Raw genomic sequence first — 17,710 nt, 5'->3', positions numbered from 1 at the left:
CGCCCCGATGATTTCTACCAGCAGGCCGGCATCGACCTGCGGCTGCGCACGACCGTTACCGCTATCGATCCGTCCGCGCGCCAGCTTTCGATCAACGGCGATGTCGTTGGCTACGATCGGCTGCTGTTGGCGACCGGCGCCGAGCCGGTTAGGCTGCCGATTCCCGGAGCCAACCTGCCGCATGTCCATACGCTGCGCTCGCTCAAGGATTGCCGCGCTATTATCGCTGCGGCCAAATCGGCCAACCGGGCGGTTGTCATCGGTGCGAGTTTCATCGGTCTGGAGGTTGCGGCCTCGTTGCGCGCCCGCGGGATCGAGGTCCATGTCGTCGCCCCTGAGTCCCGTCCGATGGAGCGCATCCTCGGCGCGGAAATGGGGGATTTCGTCCGTTCGCTCCATGAGGAGCACGGCGTCATCTTCCACCTGGAGAATACGGTCACAGCGATCGGCGAGAAGAAGGTGACGATCTCCAGCGGCGAAGTGCTTGAGGCCGATTTCGTCGTCTTCGGCGTCGGCGTGAAGCCGCGCCTGGAGCTTGCGGAGAAGGCGGGGTTGAAGATCGATCGCGGCGTGCTCGTCAACCAGTACCTGGAAACAAGCGCGCCGGGCATCTTTGCGGCCGGCGATATCGCGCGATGGCCCGATCCGCGGTTCGGAGAGAACATCCGGGTCGAGCACTGGGTCGTGGCGCAGCGCCAGGGGCAGGTGGCCGCGCGCAATATGCTGGGACATCGCGAAAAGTATGACGCTGTGCCGTTCTTCTGGAGCCAGCATTATGATGTGCCGATCAACTATGTCGGCCACGCGTTGAAGTGGGACCAGATCGAGGTCGACGGCAGCGTCGCTGACCGGGATTGCCTGCTGCGCTACAAGCATCAGAGGCGCGTGCTGGCGGTCTCCTCGATCTACCGGGACGTCGACCACCTCAAGGCGGAAGTGGCGATGGAGCGCGAGGTCGCCGCCTGACATTCAGCTTCTCGGTATGCCACCGAGCCGGCCGGCGTCGATGTGATCGCGGGGTTTTCTCAGGGCGCGATCCAACACAGGAATGCGCTATAGCGTTTTCGAGCGAAGCATGTCCTCGGGCTTGTCCCGGGGATGGAATCCGGTTCGCGTGAAGAAAACGCGTCAGATCAAAGTGCTGAAGTCTTTCACCACTTCCGTGAAGCGGTGAAAACTTCAGTTTGCGACGGAGCGATCCGTGAGTGAACCGCCAAATGATCGCAAGTTCGCGCTGTTCGAAACCGCGATCGGGATCTGCGGTATTGTCTGGACCGCGCATGGCGTCGAAGCGGTGCAGTTGCCGCTGCCGGATGAAGACAAGACCCGGATACGTCTTCGCCAGCGTTACGGGAGCCTCGCGGAGGCGGCTCCGCCCGCCGCCGTGCAGGCCGCGATCGATGGCATGATCGCGTTGCTTGAGGGTAAGCCGATCGATCTATCCGGTGTGGTGCTCGATCTCGACAGCGTAGGCGAATTCGATCGCCGCGTTTACGATATCGCACGGACCATTCCGCCGGGCAGGACGATGACCTATGGCGATATCGCCAAACGTCTCGGCGGCGTTGAGCTGTCGCGCGATGTTGGTCAGGCGCTCGGCCGTAATCCGTATCCGATCGTGGTGCCGTGCCATCGCGTGCTTGCCGCCGGCGACAGGCCGGGAGGCTTCTCGGCAAGCGGCGGCGTCGCGACCAAACTGAAAATGCTCGCCATCGAGGGCGCGATCGTCAATCACACGCCCGGCTTGTTCGATTGATCCATTCCGCGCAAAGCGGTTCCGGTCTGCAACCCGGCGGTCCCGGCCAGCCGCCGATGCCTCATTGCCGCCGCCGTGGTAGGATGCTGTTTGACGGCGTTTGCGGTCACCGGTTCGCGTGAAGAAAACGCGTCCAAACAACAATCTGGAGCTTCGCTTTCAATGAGGAGCGAAGTTATTCTAGCTCCAGCGGCGCGGAGAACGAGTTGAGCGGCGTTACCCCCGATCCAACCCGTCAGGACGACGACCGGCGTGCGTCGGCGGAAGTTGAACTGACGCGCGCCCTGCAGCGCGCCAGGTGGGTCATCGCGTGGGAAAGGGCTTGGCCGCATCTTGCGCGGCTGCTCTGCGTCGGCGGGTTGTTTCTGGCGGTTTCCTGGGCCGGTGCCTGGCTGGTTCTGCCGGTTTGGGGACGCGCCGTTGCTCTTGCTGCGTTTGTGCTGCTCGCCGTTGCGGCGGCGGTGCCTGTCGTCAGGTTCCGCTGGCCCAGCCGCGAGGAAGGATTGGGCCGGCTCGACCGCGGCGCCGGCCTTCGCCATCGTCCCGTCACCGCGCTTGCGGACACGCTGGCGACCCGGGATCCGGTCGCGCACGCTTTGTGGCAGGAGCAGCGCGCACGCACGCTGGCGGCGATCAAGCGTCTTCGCGCCGGGCTGCCGTCGCCTCAGCTGCCGCTGCATGACCGCTGGGCCTTGCGAGCGCTGGTGATGGTGCTGATGGTCGCCACGTTTATCGCGGCGGACGGCGAACGGACAGAGCGTGTCGCTGTGGCGTTCGACTGGAATGGCGCGCTGACCTCGGCCCATGTCAGGGTCGATGCCTGGGTGGCTCCACCGCCTTACACCGGCAAGCCGCCGATCATCCTGTCGGCGACCGGCAAGGACGCCAATCCGTCCGATACCGCGCTTCCGGTGCCTGCGGGCAGCACGCTGATTGTGCGTTCGAGCGGCGGCAGTCTCGACGTCGCGCTCAGTGGCGGCGTGACCGAGAAGGCTTTCGCCGACAAGCCCCCGGAGGGCGCGAACGAGCGGCATTTCACCATTGCCGCGGATGGCACGGCTCATGTGCGTGCGCCGTCGGGGCAACCGCGATGGGCCTTCAGCGCAATCGCCGATCGCGTCCCGGCCATTTCGCTGGCCAAGCGGCCGGAACGCCAGGCGCGCGGATCGTTGCAGATGTCCTACCGCCTGGAGGACGATTACGGCGTCACCGAAGCCCATGCGGCATTTTCGACCCGGCCCGCATCCGCTGCAAATGATGGGACGACCGCGCGCCCGCTGTTCGATCCGCCGCAATTCGCGCTGGTGCTGCCGAATGCCAGGCCCCGCAGCGGCATTGGGCAGATGGTCCATGATCTAAGCGAAAGTCCCTACGCCGGCGCCGAAGTGACCTTGACGCTGACGGCGCGCGATGACGCCGGAAACGAGGGTCGCAGCGAGCCGCTCGACCTGCGCCTGCCGGAACGCGTGTTCACCAAACCGCTTGCGCGCGCGCTGATCGAGCAGCGTCGCATCCTGGCGCTGGACGCCAATCAGAACAGGCAGGTCCATACCGCGCTCGATGCTCTCCTGATCGCGCCCGAGCTGTTTACTCCCAGGGCGGGTGAGTATCTCGGTCTTTACAGCGTCACGAAGCAGCTCGAGGAAGCGCGCATCGACGCCCAGTTGCGGGAGGTCGTCGCCAGCCTCTGGGGGCTCGCCGTCAGCATCGAGGACGGCAATATCACCGATGTCGAGAAGGCGCTACGTGCCGCGCAGGATGCCTTGAAGGAGGCATTGGAGCGCGGCGCGAGCGATGAGGAGATCAGGAAGCTCACCGAGAACCTGCGCGCGGCGCTGGATAATTACCTGCGCCAGCTGGCCGAACAGATGCGCAACAATCCGGAGCAACTGGCGCGTCCGCTCGATCCCAACAGCAAGGTGATGCGTCCGCAGGATCTCGACAACATGATCGAGCGCATGGAGCGCCTGTCCCGCTCCGGCGACAAGGAAGCCGCCAGGCAATTGCTCGATCAATTGCAGCAGATGCTTGAGAATCTACAGATGGCGCAGCCGGGCCAGGGCGAGGGAGCGGGCGAGGATGTGCAACAGTCGCTGAATGAACTCGGTGACATGATCCGCAAGCAGCAGCAGTTGCGCGACAAGACCTACAGGCAGGGCATGGATTCGCGGCGCGATCACGATGACGGCCACGAGCGCAGCGGCCAGAATGGGATGGGCGGCCTGCAGCAGGATCAAAAGGCCCTGCATGACAGGCTCAAGACATTGCAGCAGGAACTCGCCCGGCGCGGCATGGGATCGAGCCAGCCGGACGACGATCTTGGCCAGGCTGATTCCGCAATGGGTCAGGCGGGCGGCCAGCTTGGCGAGGGTAACGCCGATGGCGCGGTCGACGCGCAGGGCCGGGCGCTCGATGCGCTACGCAAGGGCGCCCGGAGCCTCGCCGAGGCCATGCAGCAGGGCGAAGACGGGTCGGGCGGTCGTGCGGGCCGGCAGAGCGGCGGTCAGACCGACCCGCTGGGGCGACCGCTGCGGGGTCGCGAGTTCGGCAACGAGACGACGGTCAAGATTCCCGGCGAGATCGATGTTCAGCGGGTCCGCCGTATTCTCGAAGAGTTGCGCCGCCGCCTCGCCGATCCGTCACGGCCGAAGATCGAACTCGATTACATCGATCGGCTGCTCAAGGACTACTGATCGTTCCGCCGGTCTGCGTCGTCAGCGCGCCCGCGACCGCGGCGCGGATATCGGCCACCGAAAACGGCTTGGTGACGACATCGTGCACGATGGCGTTGAGGCCCGACGCGCGCTCGCGCTGATCGGCGAAACCTGTCATCAGCAGGATGATCAGGCCGGGAAAATCGCGCGCGACGGCTAGGGCCAGCGCGATGCCATCCATGATCGGCATCTTGATGTCGGTAAGCAGCAGGTCGAAGTCATGTGCGTCAGCTGATAGAATATCCAGCGCTTCGGCGCCGTCAGCCGCGGTCACGATCTCGTGGCCATCCATGGCGATGGCGCGGGCGACCAGCGAGCGCATCGAGTCCTCGTCGTCGGCGATCAGCACCCGCGCCATGGGTCAGGCTCCATTTCCAGCGGCAAGATCCTGCCGGTTGAAGAAGCGAACATCAATACTGCGGCCTTCAGGTGGCGGCGACGCGAGCCGCGTCCGGAACCAGACGTTTTCACCAGGCTTGAGCGCGGGCTGCTCTAGAACCGCGTTCCACGCGTAGATCTCCGTCTCATGCGCGTCGCGCACGCTGAAGCGCAGGCGCGGCAGTTCGACCGGCTTGCGGGTTTGCGCCGCGATCATGCCCTCGATCACCAGAACCTGCTTGCCGTCGACAGTTTCGGTCGAGGTGGTGACGTCCTTGAACGCCAATCCGCGCAGGTTCACTTCCAGTCCGGCGAGCCGGTAGAACGTTGCGGTTTGCGGAAGCAGGCGCACGATGTCGACGCGCCAGATCACAAGAGCCAGCACGAGGGCGGCCATCGCAACGCAGACAGTGTTCAGGGTGATCGCTGGCGGCCGAAGCACGAACCAGCGTCTGAGGCGGCCGTGGAACCGTGAAGCAGCATGGAACAAGCGCGGCCGCTTGCCGTCCCGGGGTGTGTTGTCCTGCCGGGCCGGTGGCGCAACAACTCTGGCGAGGTCCTGTTGCGGCATCTCGGTTTCGGGAGATTCCGGCAGATCGCTGGCGATCGACGGACTGTCGACCGACGGCATGTCGCCGGTGTTCGGAGGATCGGTCCATCCCGCCATCTCGTCCGCTCCAGCCATCGTGGGGATGCGAACCCGGGCGATATTGTCCGGCGTCGCCCGCCATGTTTCCTTGCAGCGCGAGCAGCGGACGATACGGCCCTTTCCGCCGAGCTTCGCGGGGTCGACCGCATAGGATGTCGTACAGTGGGGACAGACAATGTGCATGGACGAATCGCCGGAAGTGACGCTGTCCGAAATCTACCCGCCGACCGTTAACGAATCGGAAACCATAACCGACGCACAAAAGGATGATGGCGGGGACTCCATGATCTTGATTTGACGCGTTTCCTCACGCGAACCAGGAAATCGGGACACAAGGCTTGATCCGGTTCGAAAATGTCGGCTTGCGTTACGGGCTCGGCCCGGAGATTTTGCGCGACATCAGCTTTCATCTTCCCGCCCGCTCCTTTCAGTTTCTCAGCGGCCCGTCGGGCGCGGGAAAAACCTCCCTGCTGCGGCTTCTGTTTCTGTCGCTGCGGCCGACGAGGGGGCTGGTCAACCTGTTCGGTCAGGACGTCTCGCTGCAGAGCAAGGATGCAATCGCCGATCTCCGCAAGCGTATCGGGATCGTGTTGCAGGACTTTCGTCTGCTTGATCACATGACCACCTACGAGAATGTCGCGTTGCCGTTCCGGGTCATGGGCCGCGATGAGTCGACCTATCGCCGTGAAGTAATCGATCTTCTGAAGTGGGTGGGTCTCGGCGAGCGCATGGATGCGCTGCCGCCGGTCCTGTCAGGGGGGGAGAAGCAGCGCGCGGCGATCGCTCGCGCGGTGATCGCGCGGCCGCAGCTTCTGCTGGCGGACGAGCCGACCGGCAATGTTGATCCGACGCTCGGGCAACGTCTGCTGCGGCTGTTCATCGAGCTGAACAAGTCCGGCACGGCGGTCATCATCGCCACCCACGACATCGCCCTGATGGATCAGTATGACGCGCGGCGGCTGGTGCTGCATCAGGGGCGGCTGCACATCTATGAGTAAGGCAGGGGACGGTCACGATGTACTGATGGATCTCGGGCGCGAGCGCCCGCAGGTGCCGGTCCGCGCGCGCAACATGTCGCCGATCGTGCCGCGTGCGTCGATCGCCGGCCGCGCCCTGGTGGCGGTGGTCGCCATCATGACGTTCCTCGCGTCGATCACCACCGGGGCGGTGCTGCTGATCAACGCTTCGGCCTCGGAATGGCAGTCGGAAGTCGCGAGCGAAATCACCATCCAGGTACGTCCCGCCGCCGGCCGCGATCTCGAGCAGGATGTCGCCGCCGCCGCCGCCGCGGCCCGCGAGCACCCGGGGATTCTCGATGTCAGGCCGTACACCAGGGAGGAGTCGGCCAAGCTGCTGGAGCCCTGGCTCGGCAGCGGGCTGTCGCTCGACGATCTGCCGGTGCCGCGCATGATCGTGGCCCGCGCCGCGCCCGGAACCAGGCTCGATCTGGAAGGGCTCCGCAGCCGCGTGACGCAACTGGCGCCGTCGACCAGCGTGGACGACCATCGCGCCTGGATCGACCGGATGCGATCGATGACCAACGCGACCGTGTTCGCCGGCATCGGTGTCCTCGCGCTGGTCATCATTGCGACCATTATCTCGGTATCGTTCGCGACCCGGGGGGCGATGGCGGCCAATCGTCCGATCGTCGAGGTGCTGCATTTCGTCGGAGCGAGCGACCGATATATCGCCAATCATTTCCTGCGCCACTTCCTGCGGCTCGGGCTGAGGGGCGGCGTGATCGGGTGCGTCGCCGCGATGCTGATGTTCGGATTCTCCGAATCGATCGCGAACTGGTTCTCGGGAACGCCGGTGGGGGATCAGTTTGCGGCGTTGCTCGGCACGTTCTCGCTGCGCCCTTCCGGCTATCTGGTGCTGGCGGGCCAGACAGTCCTGATTGCGGTGATCACCGCCTTTGCGTCCCGCCGCACATTGTTCGCGACGCTTGATGAGATCGATTGAGCGGCCGCTCAGGGCTGGAGCATTTTCGCTTCTGATTGAATCAGAAGCGAAGCTTTCGACTGTTATTTTGACGCGTTTTCTTCACGCGAACCGGATTCCATCCCCGGGACAAGCCCGAGGACATGCTTCGCTCGAAAACGCTATAGCGCGCCATTCTGACGCTGCCGGACTCCACTTCGCCCCAAAACGTATTAGAATCGGGGGCCAGGGACACCGAATGTATGAGTAAAGAAGCAGGTCACGACAATGTGGGAGCTCCGCGCCGGGCGCGGGGCCGCCGGCGTGGCATGTTGCTTGCGACCCTGGTTGCCGCCGCCGGGATCGCCTTTGTCGGCGCGGCGGCTGGCTTCATCGGGTTTCTGTCGCAGCTACGGGGGGTGGAGACAAAGCCCGCCGCTAACGCGGACGGCATTGTGGTGCTTACCGGCGGCTCGTCGCGGATTTCCGATGCCGTCGATCTGTTGGCCGGCGGCTATGGCAAGCGGCTGCTGATTTCGGGCGTTCATCCGACGAACGGGGTCAGTGATATTTCGCGCTCGCTGCCGGACAGCCAGCGGCTGCTGACATGTTGCGTCGATCTCGATCGCTCCGCGGTCAACACCCGGAGCAATGCAAGCGAGACGCGGCGTTGGGTCGACGGGCAAGGCTTCCGCTCGCTAATCGTGGTGACGTCCAACTACCATATGCCTCGCGCCATCGTCGAACTGTCGCATGCGATGCCTGATGTCACCTTGATTCCGTTCGCGGTCATCGGCGAAAAGTGGCGCGAGGAGCCATGGTGGACAAGCGGCGCGACCTTGCGGCTCCTGCTATCGGAGTATGTCAAATACCTCGCCGCCGAGGCGCGGGTCCGACTGGCTCATCTTGGCCTCGACCTCGAACTCCCGCCCGAAAACGGAGATCAGTCGAGTGGGGCATTCCAGCCACGCCGGCCGGCCTCGGGCTGAAGCCCTTTCGCTTCTGATTCAATCAGAACCGAAAAGGTTCTAGAATGCGTGCCAAATAACGCCCCGCCACTGGATGCGTGATGATTTCTATCTTTCTGCGCTCGCTGGTCTTCAACGCTCTGTTCTATGTGACGATGGCGATCTGGATGGTTGCCGCGCTGCCGACGTTCCTGATGCCGCGCGCGGTGCTTGTCAGGATGGCGAAGGCCTGGGCGCGCTGGAACATCTGGCTGATGCGCGTCATCTGCGGCACGCGCGTCAAAATTCTCGGCACCGGGAAAATTCCGAAAGGTCCCCTGATCTTCGCCTCCAAGCATCAGTCGATGTGGGAGACCTTTGCTCTCTTCTGCCTCATCGATCAGCCGGTCTTCATCCTCAAGCGCGAGCTGACATGGATTCCGTTCTTCGGCTGGTATCTACTGAAGACGGGCATGATCGGCATCGACCGCAAAGCCGGCCTGCGCTCGCTCAAGATGCTGGTCCGGATGACGCGGGAGCAGGTGCGTCTCGGCCGTCAGCTCGTCATTTTCCCGGAAGGAACGCGCCGCCCGATCGGAGCCCCGCCGGCCTACAAGAGCGGCGTCGCCATGATCTATGCCGAAGGCGGCGTGCCTTGTGTGCCGGTGGCCCTCAACTCCGGCCTTTGCTGGCCGCGCCGGACGTTCCTGCGCTATCCGGGAACGATCACGGTCGAATTCCTCGATCCGCTGCCGCAGGGTTTGCGGCGTGATGAATTCATGTCGCGCCTGACGGCATCGATCGAAGGAGCGACCGCTTCCCTGGTCGAGGCGGGGTGGCGCGAGCAGGCGCGGCTGTCGGGCCGGGCGCCCGACGCGGGAGCGGCCGGGGATTAGAGCATTTTCCGGCGAAGTGGATACCGGTTCGCCGCAAGAAAATGCGACCAGACAACCATTTCCAGAGCATGATCCCGACCCGAAGGGCTGCGCCAGCGCAAAGTGGGAACCGGTTTTCGGATAAGATCATGCTCCCGAGTGGAGATCTCCCCAAGAGATAACCACGGCTTCCGTTCGACGCTTCCCCAGCGCGCCTACCTCGGCATCGGCGTATCGTTGTACAGCAGTTCAGCCAGCTGGTGCAGTTTAAGATCGCGAAAGCCCTGTGACTCGATCGACCTCACGGTCGACAGGACATAGTCCCGGTTATGCCCGGAGCGGCCGTGCCCCTGCCGGACGTAACGGGCCTGGTCCGCCAGCGTCAGCCGACCGGCGTACTGGACGTGACCGCGATCGACCACATAAGCGAGCGCGCTGACCCGCCGTCGCGCGTCGTCCTCAAGCCAGACGGAGCGCGTCACCTCGCGGTAGACGTGGGTGGTCTGCTCGCGCTCCCGCAAATATGCGATCGTTGCCTCGCGCCGGCTGGCTGCAACCCGGAATGCGATGCCCCGGCAGGCGCCCCCGCGGTCGAGCCCTAGAACCAGCCCCGGTCTCTCGGGCGTCCCGCGGTGGTCGAACGAATAGACGCAGAGCGCCCGGTGCTCGCCGATCAGCCGCGCCGGAACCTGCTCGGCGAAATCGAATCCGGGCCTCCACATCAGCGAACCGTAGGCAAATATCCAGAGATCGTTGCCGGAACTGTCGAAAGCCGTTTCAAATTGTCGCTGCACGCTCATCGCGCCCTGCTCAGGGCGTATTCCGTCATGTTGTGTATGATCAGGATACGCACGAGCTATTAGAAATGAGGATTTTTGACGGCCAACCGGGAGTCTCGCGTCGCCGAATAATGCTTTAACAGAGCCGCGCCGCCAGGCGAAGCGGAACCGAAAGGGGCTGGTTTTGCCGGCGTCGCGCGACTATGGTCAAAGACCCTGCCGAACCGACCCACCAAGAGCCCGCCTTCCGCATGAATGCTGCCAACAACGCCTCCAGCAAGTACCGTCTTTGGCCCATTTTCGTCATGCCCGTGCTGGTGGTCGTCGCTGCCGCCGCCTGGAGCGCGTTCTGGTTTTATGCGGCCTCGCAGGTCGATCAGACTGTTGATGCCTGGCGGGCGCGCGAAGCGGCGTCCGGACGCATCTATGATTGCGCCAAACGGACGGTCGCCGGATTTCCGTTCCGTCTTGAGGTCCGCTGCGAGGATGCGACCGTCGAACTGAGGTCGCAGACAGCCGAGCAGGCCGCGGCGCAGATGCCTCCCTTGACCGCGCGCCTCGGGGAAATCCTGGTGATCGCGCAGATCTACACGCCCAGGCTGCTGATCGCGGAGTTCAAGGCGCCTGCCACGCTATCCCGGCATGGTCAGCCGGTGATGGTCGTCGATTGGCGCGTCGGGCGCAGCAGCATCGTCGGGCTGCCGGATACGCCGAAGAGCGCGGATATCGTTTTCGACGACCTTGCGATCGACCGCATGGTGGAATCGGTTAGGACGCCTGCCGCACGCGCCAGCCATGTGGAGCTTCACGGCCGCACTGCGGAGAAATCCACACTGGACAAGCCCATGATCGAGACCGCCGTGGAGTTGAGCGGAGCCACTCTTGCGGACGTTCACCCGGCGCTGACGCAGCCGTTCAATGCCGAGGTCGGCGCGATCGTTCACGGGCTGAAGGATTTCACGCCAAAACCCTGGCCGGTGCGGTTCCGTGAATTGCAGGCGGCCGGCGGCCGCATCGAGATCAGGCAGTCGCGCATCCAGCAGGGCGATCTGATCGCGATAGCCGCGGGGTCGCTGGGGCTTACCGCCGACGGGCACCTCGACGGCGAATTGCACATGACGGCGACCGGTTTCGAGAAAATGATTCCGGCGCTCGGAATCGATAAAATGCTGGAGCAGGGGGTCCCGCAGGAGACTCTCGATAAGGTCGCGCCCGGCGTGAAAAGTCAGGATATCGACAATCTGTTCGGTGCGCTCGACCGGGCGATTCCCGGCCTTGGCAAGGCCGTGCGCCAGAACGCCAATGTCGGTGTCGCCGCGGGTCTCGCCGCGATTGGACAGGAAGCAACGCTGGAAAACAAAAAGGCGCGCTCCTTCCCGCTGCGGTTCGTTGCCGGCGCGGTCTTCATCGGGCCGTTGAAGGTCGCCCAGACGCCGCCGCTGTTCTGATCGAGCGCTGATATCCACCTCGGCGATCATGCGCGGGCTTGACCCGTGCAGCCATCATTCCTCGTAAAAGAGGGATTGCCGGATCAAGTCCGGCAATGACCACTATGGCTTCTGGGCATCGGTCTGCAGCCGCCCGAAATCGGGAGCCGCGGAATCCTGGCCGATCTCCACGATGCCGCGGCGGATCGCGCGGGTGCGGGTAAAGTGCTCGAAAAGCGCTTCGCCATCGCCGCGGCGCATGGCGCGCGTCAGCTTGGAGAGATCCTCGTTGAAGGTGCCGAGCATTTCCAGCACCGCATCCTTGTTGGTCAGGAAGACGTCGCGCCACATGGTGGGATCGGAGGCCGCGATACGCGTGAAGTCGCGGAAGCCGCCGGCGGAAAACTTCATCACCTCGGAGGACGTCACCTCACCCAGTTCGTCCGCGGTGCCGACGATGGTGTAGGCGATCAGATGCGGCAGATGGCTGGTGATCGCCAGGACAAGGTCATGGTGCTTGGGGGTCATGATCTCGACCCTGGCGCCGATCGCGGTCCAGAACGCGCGCAACTTGTCGACGGCGGCGGCATCCGTTCCGTCCGGCGGCGTCAGGATGCACCAGCGGTTGATGAACAGTTCGGCAAAGCCGGAATCCGGACCCGAATGCTCGGTGCCGGCCACCGGATGCGCGGGCACGAAATGTACCCCGGCGGGCAGATGCGGGGCGATGTCGCGGACGACGGCGCCTTTCACCGACCCGACGTCGGAGACGATGGCGCCCGGCTTGAGGTGAGGCACGATCTGCTGCGCCACTGAACCGCACGCGCCGACCGGAACGCAGAGGATCACGAGGTCAGCGCCGTCGGCGGCTTCGGCGTTGGTGTCCACCACGCGATCGACGATGCCGAGCTCCATCACCCGCGCCCGCGTTTTTGCGGAGCGCGCCGTCGCGACGATCTCGCCGACAACGCCTCGCATGCGCGCGGCGCGCGCGATCGAGCCGCCGATCAGGCCGAATCCGATCAGCGCGAGCCGCTCGAATAACGGTTCTGTGGTCATGTCCGCGCCATGAAGTCGCGCAAGCCGTCCGCGACCAGGCGGTTGGCTTCCTCGGTGCCGACCGTCATGCGTAGCGCATTCGGTAGGCCGTAATTGTCGAGCGCACGCAGCACGAGGCCGCGCCGGGTCAGGAACGCGTCCGCCTCGGACGCCGTCTTGCCCTTGGTGTCCGGAAAATGGATCAGGATGAAGTTGGTCACGCTGGGCGTGACTTTGAGGCCGAGCTTTGTCACTTCGTCCGTCAGCCAGTTACGCCACTTTTCCGTATGCAGCCGGGTCATCTGGACGTGCGCGGTGTCCTCGATCGCGGCCGCGGCCGCAAGCATGGCCGGCGTCGAGACATTGAAGGGGCCGCGAATCCGGTTCATCGCATCGACGATATGCGCCGGGCCGAACATCCAGCCGATCCGCAGCGCGGCGAGGCCGTGGATCTTGGAGAAGGTGTGCGTGAGCACGGTATTTTCCGTCGTCGCCACCAGTTCGATGCCGAACTCGTAATCGTTGCGCGACACATAATCCGAATAGGCGCCGTCGAGCACCAGCAATACGTGCGGCGGCAGCTCCGCGCGCAGTCGCCTGATCTCGTCGAACGGCAGATAGGTGCCGGTCGGGTTGTTCGGATTGGCGAGCCAGACCATTTTGGTCTTTGGCGTGACCCGCTTGAGGATCGCGTCGATGTCGGCGGTGTAGCCGCTCTCCGGCGCCACGATGTTTGTCGCGCCGTTCGCCATGGTTGCGATCGGGTACACCAGAAAAGCGTGCGTGGTCGAAATCGCTTCGTCGCCGTGGCTGAGAAAGGTATGCGCCAGCAGGTTGAGGATCTCGTCCGAGCCCGCGCCGCAGATGATGCGGTCCGGATCGAGGCCGTAGGCGCGTCCGATGGCCGCGCGCAAAACGCGCGAGGTGCCTTCCGGATAGTCTTCAAGGTGAGCCGCGGCATCGCGGTAGGCGTCCATCGCCTTCGGCGAGGGGCCGAACGGTGTTTCATTGGCCGACAGCTTGAACACTTTGCGGCCTGCCTCCGGCACCGGACTCTTACCGGGTGTGTAAGGCGCAATATCGAGAATGCCGGGATTCGGCACCGGTCGGGACATCATGTGCTCCGGACTATAGCGCGTTCGAGCGGGACATTACGGACGATCGGCCCCGTTGGACGAGGGCATCGTATAGCGCGTTGCGTGACTGCCGACGAGAGCCGTCGAGCGCACCGACGCGCCGGCCTCGATCAGCGCGGATTTGATCGTGTCGAGGGTGGTGCCGCCTGTAACGGATACCAATAGCGCCGCGCCGTCGAAGGCGGTATCGGGCACGGCGACAATCTCGGCGAGCGGCGACAGGGTGCGGGCTGTATTGGCATTCCAGCCGGAGACGCGCACGCTCCAGGTCTCCACTTCCGTGACCCGCGCATCGTCGGCGACTCGTGAGATCACGAACACCGGCAGCGCGGCCGGGTGATCGGCGCGCTCGATGAAGGGCAGGCGGGCGATGATCCTCGGCGCGCCGTGGGCTTCCAGAGCAAGCCACCATGGCGTGCGGCTCGATGTCGCCGAGACGAGTCCGAGGTCGCCTTTCGCATTCGCCACCGCTTCCACGGCGGCCTGCGCATTGAAATGCGGCACGAAGGGTATGGTGAAGCCGAAATGGAAACGCGCGGAATCCCGCATCGCGGATTCGCCGAGCGACAGATCGGCGTGCAGCGAAAACGGCGCCTGGACGTAAGTGAAGGTCGCGATGATGACGCGCCAGATGCTTTCGACGGTGTCGAGCGGCAGGATGCCGCGATGACGCTGCGCCAGCCGCCGCATCATGTCGGCCTCGCGCGCCGGCCGGAATGCCGAGCCGACCTCCTGGGTCTGCTTCACCGATATCAGGCGGTCGATGATGTCGCCGCGTTGCATCAGCAGGTTGTGAACCTGCTCGTCGATGGCGTCGATTTCCTTGCGCAATTTCTGCAGGGATGGCGGCGCGGGGGAAGGCTTCGTCATGGATGCAACCTGTCAGCCGCATGGAGGAGCCTCGGCCAGCGGTCCGCTTCTAACATTCGTATCCCGTTTCAGCGAGCCTTGTTGCGAATGCAGGAAGCGATCCCCTGCCGATCCGCTTCTTGACGAGAAGCGCGACGCGGATTATTTTTCTCCTGTTCCGTGGTCATTTGAGCCGGCCGGCTTGCAGCCACGTTAAACAACTCGCTAAACAGGCCGGGGACAGCGAAATCCTGATCCCGGCCGAACCCAAGTTCGGGCCGGGTTTTTTTGTGGCCTGCGATCCGGGGGCTTCCCGCAGCCTCCGGCGGAGGTCAGCGGCAGGATGGTAAAGGTGCAATCGATATCGGGCCCGGCTCACGCCGAGCATCGGGCGCAGGAAGCAGACCATCCCACCTCGCAGGTCGCGACGTTCGATACCGATCAACCGCTCCCGCTCGATTGCGGCGTCGATCTCGCGCCGTTCCAGATCGCCTATCAGACCTACGGTGAACTCAATTCCGCGAAATCCAACGCCATTCTGATCTGCCATGCCCTCACCGGGGATCAGCATGTCGCCAACCCTCATCCCGTGACCGGAAAACCCGGCTGGTGGGTGACCCTGGTGGGACCCGGCAAGCCGCTCGACACCAGCAGGTACTTCATTATCTGCTCCAACGTGATCGGCGGCTGCATGGGCTCGACCGGCCCCGCCTCGACCAATCCCACGACCGGCACGGTGTGGGGGTTGGACTTCCCCGTCATCACCATTCCCGACATGGTGCGCGCGCAGGCCATGCTGATCGACCGCCTCGGAATCGACACGCTGTTTTCGGTGGTCGGCGGCTCGATGGGCGGGATGCAGGTGCTACAGTGGTGCGTGGCCTATCCAAAGCGGGTGTTTTCAGCGCTGCCGATCGCCTGCAGCACGCGCCACTCCGCGCAAAATATCGCCTTTCATGAACTGGGTCGGCAGGCGGTGATGGCCGATCCCGATTGGCGCGAGGGCCGCTATGTCGAGCAGGGCACCCATCCCCGCCGGGGCCTTGGCGTGGCGCGGATGGCCGCGCACATCACTTATCTGTCGGACGCGGCGCTGCATCGCAAGTTCGGGCGGCGGATGCAGGACCGCGAACTGCCGACATTTTCGTTCGATGCGGATTTCCAGGTGGAGAGCTATCTGCGCCACCAGGGATCGTCGTTCGTCGAGCGCTTCGACGCCAACAGCTATCTCTATCTGACGCGGGCGATGGACTATTTCGATATCGCGGCTGATCATGACGGCGTGCTGGCCGCCGCATTTCGCGGGACCCGCACCCGGTTCTGCGTGGTCTCGTTCACGAGCGACTGGTTGTTTCCGACTTCCGAATCGCGGGCGACCGTGCATGCGCTCAATGCCGGCGGCGCGCGGGTCTCCTTCGCCGAGATCGAGACCGATCGCGGCCATGACGCCTTCCTGCTCGACGTTCCCGAATTCTTCGATATCGCGCATGCGTTTCTGGAATCGGCGGGAAAGACCCGGGGCCTTGCCGATGCCGGACAATGAGATGAGCGTGGAGCAGCCGTCGCTGCCGTTGAATGAGGTTGCTCCACGGGCGGACGATCGTTATCGCAGCGATCACCTGCTGTTGGCGGAGATGATCGAGGCTGGCTCAAAGGTGCTGGACGTCGGATGCGGCGACGGCGATCTCTTGCAATTGCTCGAGACGCGAGGCATCGACGGCCGCGGCATCGAGCTGTCGCGCGAGGGCGTCAATCGTTGCGTGGCCAAGGGTCTTGCCGTGGTGCAGGGCGACGCCGATACCGACCTCGTCAACTATCCCGACGACGCCTTCGATTACGTCATCCTGTCACAGACCCTGCAGGCCACGCGGCAGCCGAAAACGGTGCTGGAAAATCTGCTGCGGATTGGCCGCCGCGCCGTCGTTTCGTTTCCGAACTTCGGCCACTGGAAGATGCGTGTTCAGCTTCTGATCGGCGGTCACATGCCGCGCACGGACAATCTGCCGGCGACATGGTACGACACGCCGAATATCCATTTCTGCACCATCAAGGATTTCGTGCAGCTCTGCGACGAGATCAACGTGAAGATGGAGCGCGCGGTCGCGCTTAATCTTTACGGCCGGCCGCTGCGGTTCAACGCTCCCTGGTGGTTCTGGAATATGTTCGGAGAACAGGGCGTGTTTCTGCTCAGCCGCGCGGAGAAGATCGCCAAAACTCCGGGACGGGATGAGTAGGCGCCCTTCGTCCAGTCCATTCAAAACCGGGTTCGATCATCTGCGTGACAGTCGCGTTGCGACGCAGCAGGGAGAGCGGGCCTCGACCCTCGCGACGGCTTGGACGGCCCGGGTTGATCGAAAAAATTCTATTTTAGATCAATGATTTGGAAATATCGCGCTGCGGTGCGCGGATATCGCAACGCAGGTATGCGTTGGGCGCAATGCAGGTATGACTTCAAAAAACCCGATCATATGATTACAAGGCGCCCGCGTTTTTCCCAGCACGACAAAACAGCGGATTTCACCGCGCAGCGGGCGGGAACAGGGAGGTGTCACAGGGGAGCATGAATGTTCCAGTTAGTTGCGTCGCGCTGGATGCCGCGTATTTTGGCACTGGCGGTTTGTTTCCTGGCTGTCGTTGCATTTGCGATGCCGGCCTCGGCAAGACCTTATCATCATCGCGCGGGACATCACGCGCACGTCCATCATTATAAGCACCATCATCATATTCGCCGGCATTACGGATATCGTCATCACCGATACCGCTACGCGCGCGGGTGGAGGAACGCCAGCGCCGCCCTTACGCCGAAGAGCGGATTTTCGGGTGGCGGTCTGGCTTCGAATATCGTTGCCGAAGCGCGCCGTTACATCGGGGGCAACCCGACCGGCCGTCGCCGGCTCTGGTGCGCGCGATTCATGAACATGGTTCTGAAGCGCGCCGGGCATCAGGGGACGGGCTCCGACATGGCGCGTTCGTTCGCGCATTACGGCCGCCGGGTGTCCGGCCCGCAGGTCGGCGCCATCGCCGTCATGACAAGACGCGGTGGCGGCGGTCATGTCGGCGTCGTCAGCGGCCTCGATCGGCGCGGCAACCCCATTGTCGTATCCGGCAATCATGGCCGCCGCGTCGCGGAGTCGGTCTATCCGCGCAGCCGCGTCTACGCCTATGTAGTGCCGCACTGAAGCAATTCGGCACGGACGTTGTCCGTGCCGTTTTGCCTTTGCCCGGGGCATGCTTTGCTCGAA

The 17,710-nt window shown here is 63.9% G+C and carries 18 protein-coding genes and 1 riboswitch (1 of these 19 running past the window's edge); of the genes, 12 read left to right on the top strand and 6 right to left on the bottom strand.

Features of this window, described 5'->3' with window-relative positions:
• From NWI01_RS04875 to NWI01_RS04865, 3 genes are all read left to right on the top strand, one after another.
• Nucleotides 1-966 carry the 3' portion of an FAD-dependent oxidoreductase gene (locus NWI01_RS04875; protein WP_141382810.1) on the top strand. It extends 555 nt beyond the left edge of the window, so the window shows 966 of its 1,521 coding nt (coding positions 556-1,521); the start codon falls outside the window, past its left edge; its stop codon occupies nt 964-966.
• A gap of 235 nt (nt 967-1,201) precedes the next feature.
• The gene (locus NWI01_RS04870; RefSeq protein ID WP_141382809.1) at nt 1,202-1,756 is read left to right on the top strand and encodes a methylated-DNA--[protein]-cysteine S-methyltransferase; all 555 of its coding nucleotides are present in this window, start codon (nt 1,202-1,204) and stop codon (nt 1,754-1,756) included.
• A 206-nt stretch (nt 1,757-1,962) separates the two neighbouring features.
• Nucleotides 1,963-4,449, top strand: a complete 2,487-nt coding sequence (locus tag NWI01_RS04865; RefSeq protein ID WP_141382808.1) for a TIGR02302 family protein — start codon at nt 1,963-1,965, stop codon at nt 4,447-4,449.
• Here the strand turns inward: NWI01_RS04865 and NWI01_RS04860 are convergent.
• A complete protein-coding gene (locus NWI01_RS04860) occupies nt 4,436-4,828 on the bottom strand; it encodes a response regulator (protein ID WP_141382807.1) in 393 nt (130 codons plus the stop codon). The genes NWI01_RS04865 and NWI01_RS04860 overlap by 14 nt on opposite strands.
• Nucleotides 4,829-4,831: 3 nt before the next feature.
• The gene (locus tag NWI01_RS04855; RefSeq protein WP_141382806.1) at nt 4,832-5,680 is read right to left on the bottom strand and encodes an MJ0042-type zinc finger domain-containing protein; all 849 of its coding nucleotides are present in this window, start codon (nt 5,678-5,680) and stop codon (nt 4,832-4,834) included.
• On the opposite strand from NWI01_RS04855, the gene NWI01_RS20020 reads away from it, so the two are divergent.
• The 5 genes from NWI01_RS20020 (at nt 5,673) to NWI01_RS04835 (ending at nt 9,260) form a co-directional block, all read left to right on the top strand.
• Nucleotides 5,673-5,795 (top strand): hypothetical protein, encoded by a 123-nt coding sequence (locus NWI01_RS20020; protein ID WP_283809238.1) that lies wholly within the window; start codon nt 5,673-5,675, stop codon nt 5,793-5,795. The two genes, NWI01_RS04855 and NWI01_RS20020, sit on opposite strands and share 8 nt — an antisense overlap.
• A gap of 40 nt (nt 5,796-5,835) precedes the next feature.
• Nucleotides 5,836-6,495, top strand: a complete 660-nt coding sequence (gene ftsE / locus NWI01_RS04850) for a cell division ATP-binding protein FtsE (protein WP_141382805.1) — start codon at nt 5,836-5,838, stop codon at nt 6,493-6,495.
• Entirely contained in the window at nt 6,488-7,459 is a 972-nt protein-coding gene (locus NWI01_RS04845; protein WP_141382804.1) for a cell division protein FtsX, read from the top strand. The genes ftsE and NWI01_RS04845 overlap by 8 nt, the downstream gene beginning before the upstream one ends.
• 221 nt (nt 7,460-7,680) lie before the next feature.
• Entirely contained in the window at nt 7,681-8,406 is a 726-nt protein-coding gene (locus tag NWI01_RS04840) for a YdcF family protein (protein ID WP_141382803.1), read from the top strand.
• Nucleotides 8,407-8,486: 80 nt separating this feature from the next.
• Complete coding sequence (locus NWI01_RS04835; protein WP_141382802.1) at nt 8,487-9,260, top strand: lysophospholipid acyltransferase family protein; 774 nt, start codon at nt 8,487-8,489, stop codon at nt 9,258-9,260.
• A gap of 194 nt (nt 9,261-9,454) precedes the next feature.
• Here the strand turns inward: NWI01_RS04835 and NWI01_RS04825 are convergent, their stop codons facing one another.
• Nucleotides 9,455-10,039: a gamma-glutamylcyclotransferase gene (locus NWI01_RS04825; protein WP_141382800.1), complete on the bottom strand. Its 585-nt coding sequence runs from the start codon at nt 10,037-10,039 to the stop codon at nt 9,455-9,457.
• Between the two features lie 230 nt (nt 10,040-10,269).
• Here NWI01_RS04825 and NWI01_RS04820 point away from each other — a divergent pair, with 230 nt between their 5' ends.
• Nucleotides 10,270-11,466 carry a DUF2125 domain-containing protein gene (locus tag NWI01_RS04820; RefSeq protein ID WP_141382799.1) on the top strand — a complete coding sequence of 399 codons (1,197 nt, stop codon included), beginning with the start codon at nt 10,270-10,272 and terminating at the stop codon, nt 11,464-11,466.
• 102 nt (nt 11,467-11,568) lie between these two features.
• On the opposite strand, the gene NWI01_RS04815 is transcribed toward NWI01_RS04820, so the two are convergent.
• From NWI01_RS04815 to NWI01_RS04805, 3 genes are read right to left on the bottom strand one after another with little or no spacing between them, the layout of a single operon-like run.
• Entirely contained in the window at nt 11,569-12,504 is a 936-nt protein-coding gene (locus tag NWI01_RS04815) for a prephenate/arogenate dehydrogenase family protein (protein ID WP_141382798.1), read from the bottom strand.
• Entirely contained in the window at nt 12,501-13,598 is a 1,098-nt protein-coding gene (gene hisC / locus NWI01_RS04810) for a histidinol-phosphate transaminase (protein ID WP_141382819.1), read from the bottom strand. The genes NWI01_RS04815 and hisC overlap by 4 nt, the downstream gene beginning before the upstream one ends.
• Nucleotides 13,599-13,634: 36 nt before the next feature.
• Entirely contained in the window at nt 13,635-14,489 is an 855-nt protein-coding gene (locus tag NWI01_RS04805) for a chorismate mutase (RefSeq protein ID WP_141382797.1), read from the bottom strand.
• 149 nt (nt 14,490-14,638) lie between these two features.
• Nucleotides 14,639-14,718, top strand: a riboswitch (SAM riboswitch).
• Between the two features lie 93 nt (nt 14,719-14,811).
• On the opposite strand from NWI01_RS04805, the gene metX reads away from it, so the two are divergent.
• The 3 genes from metX (at nt 14,812) to NWI01_RS04790 (ending at nt 17,647) form a co-directional block, all read left to right on the top strand.
• Nucleotides 14,812-16,011, top strand: a complete 1,200-nt coding sequence (gene metX / locus NWI01_RS04800) for a homoserine O-acetyltransferase MetX (RefSeq protein ID WP_141382796.1) — start codon at nt 14,812-14,814, stop codon at nt 16,009-16,011.
• Between the two features lies 1 nt (nt 16,012).
• Nucleotides 16,013-16,702, top strand: coding sequence for a methionine biosynthesis protein MetW (gene metW, locus NWI01_RS04795; protein ID WP_141382818.1), 690 nt, complete (start codon nt 16,013-16,015; stop codon nt 16,700-16,702).
• 330 nt (nt 16,703-17,032) lie between these two features.
• On the top strand, nt 17,033-17,647 hold the full coding sequence (locus NWI01_RS04790; protein WP_141382795.1) for a TIGR02594 family protein: 615 nt from the start codon (nt 17,033-17,035) through the stop codon (nt 17,645-17,647).
• Nucleotides 17,648-17,710: the final 63 nt, after the last annotated feature.

This window comes from Nitrobacter winogradskyi (genome assembly GCF_006539545.1).
GTDB classification, from domain to species: domain Bacteria; phylum Pseudomonadota; class Alphaproteobacteria; order Rhizobiales; family Xanthobacteraceae; genus Nitrobacter; species Nitrobacter winogradskyi_A.
The sequence above is the reverse complement of the archived record's forward strand: the minus strand, read 5'-3'. Positions and strand labels throughout refer to the sequence as shown.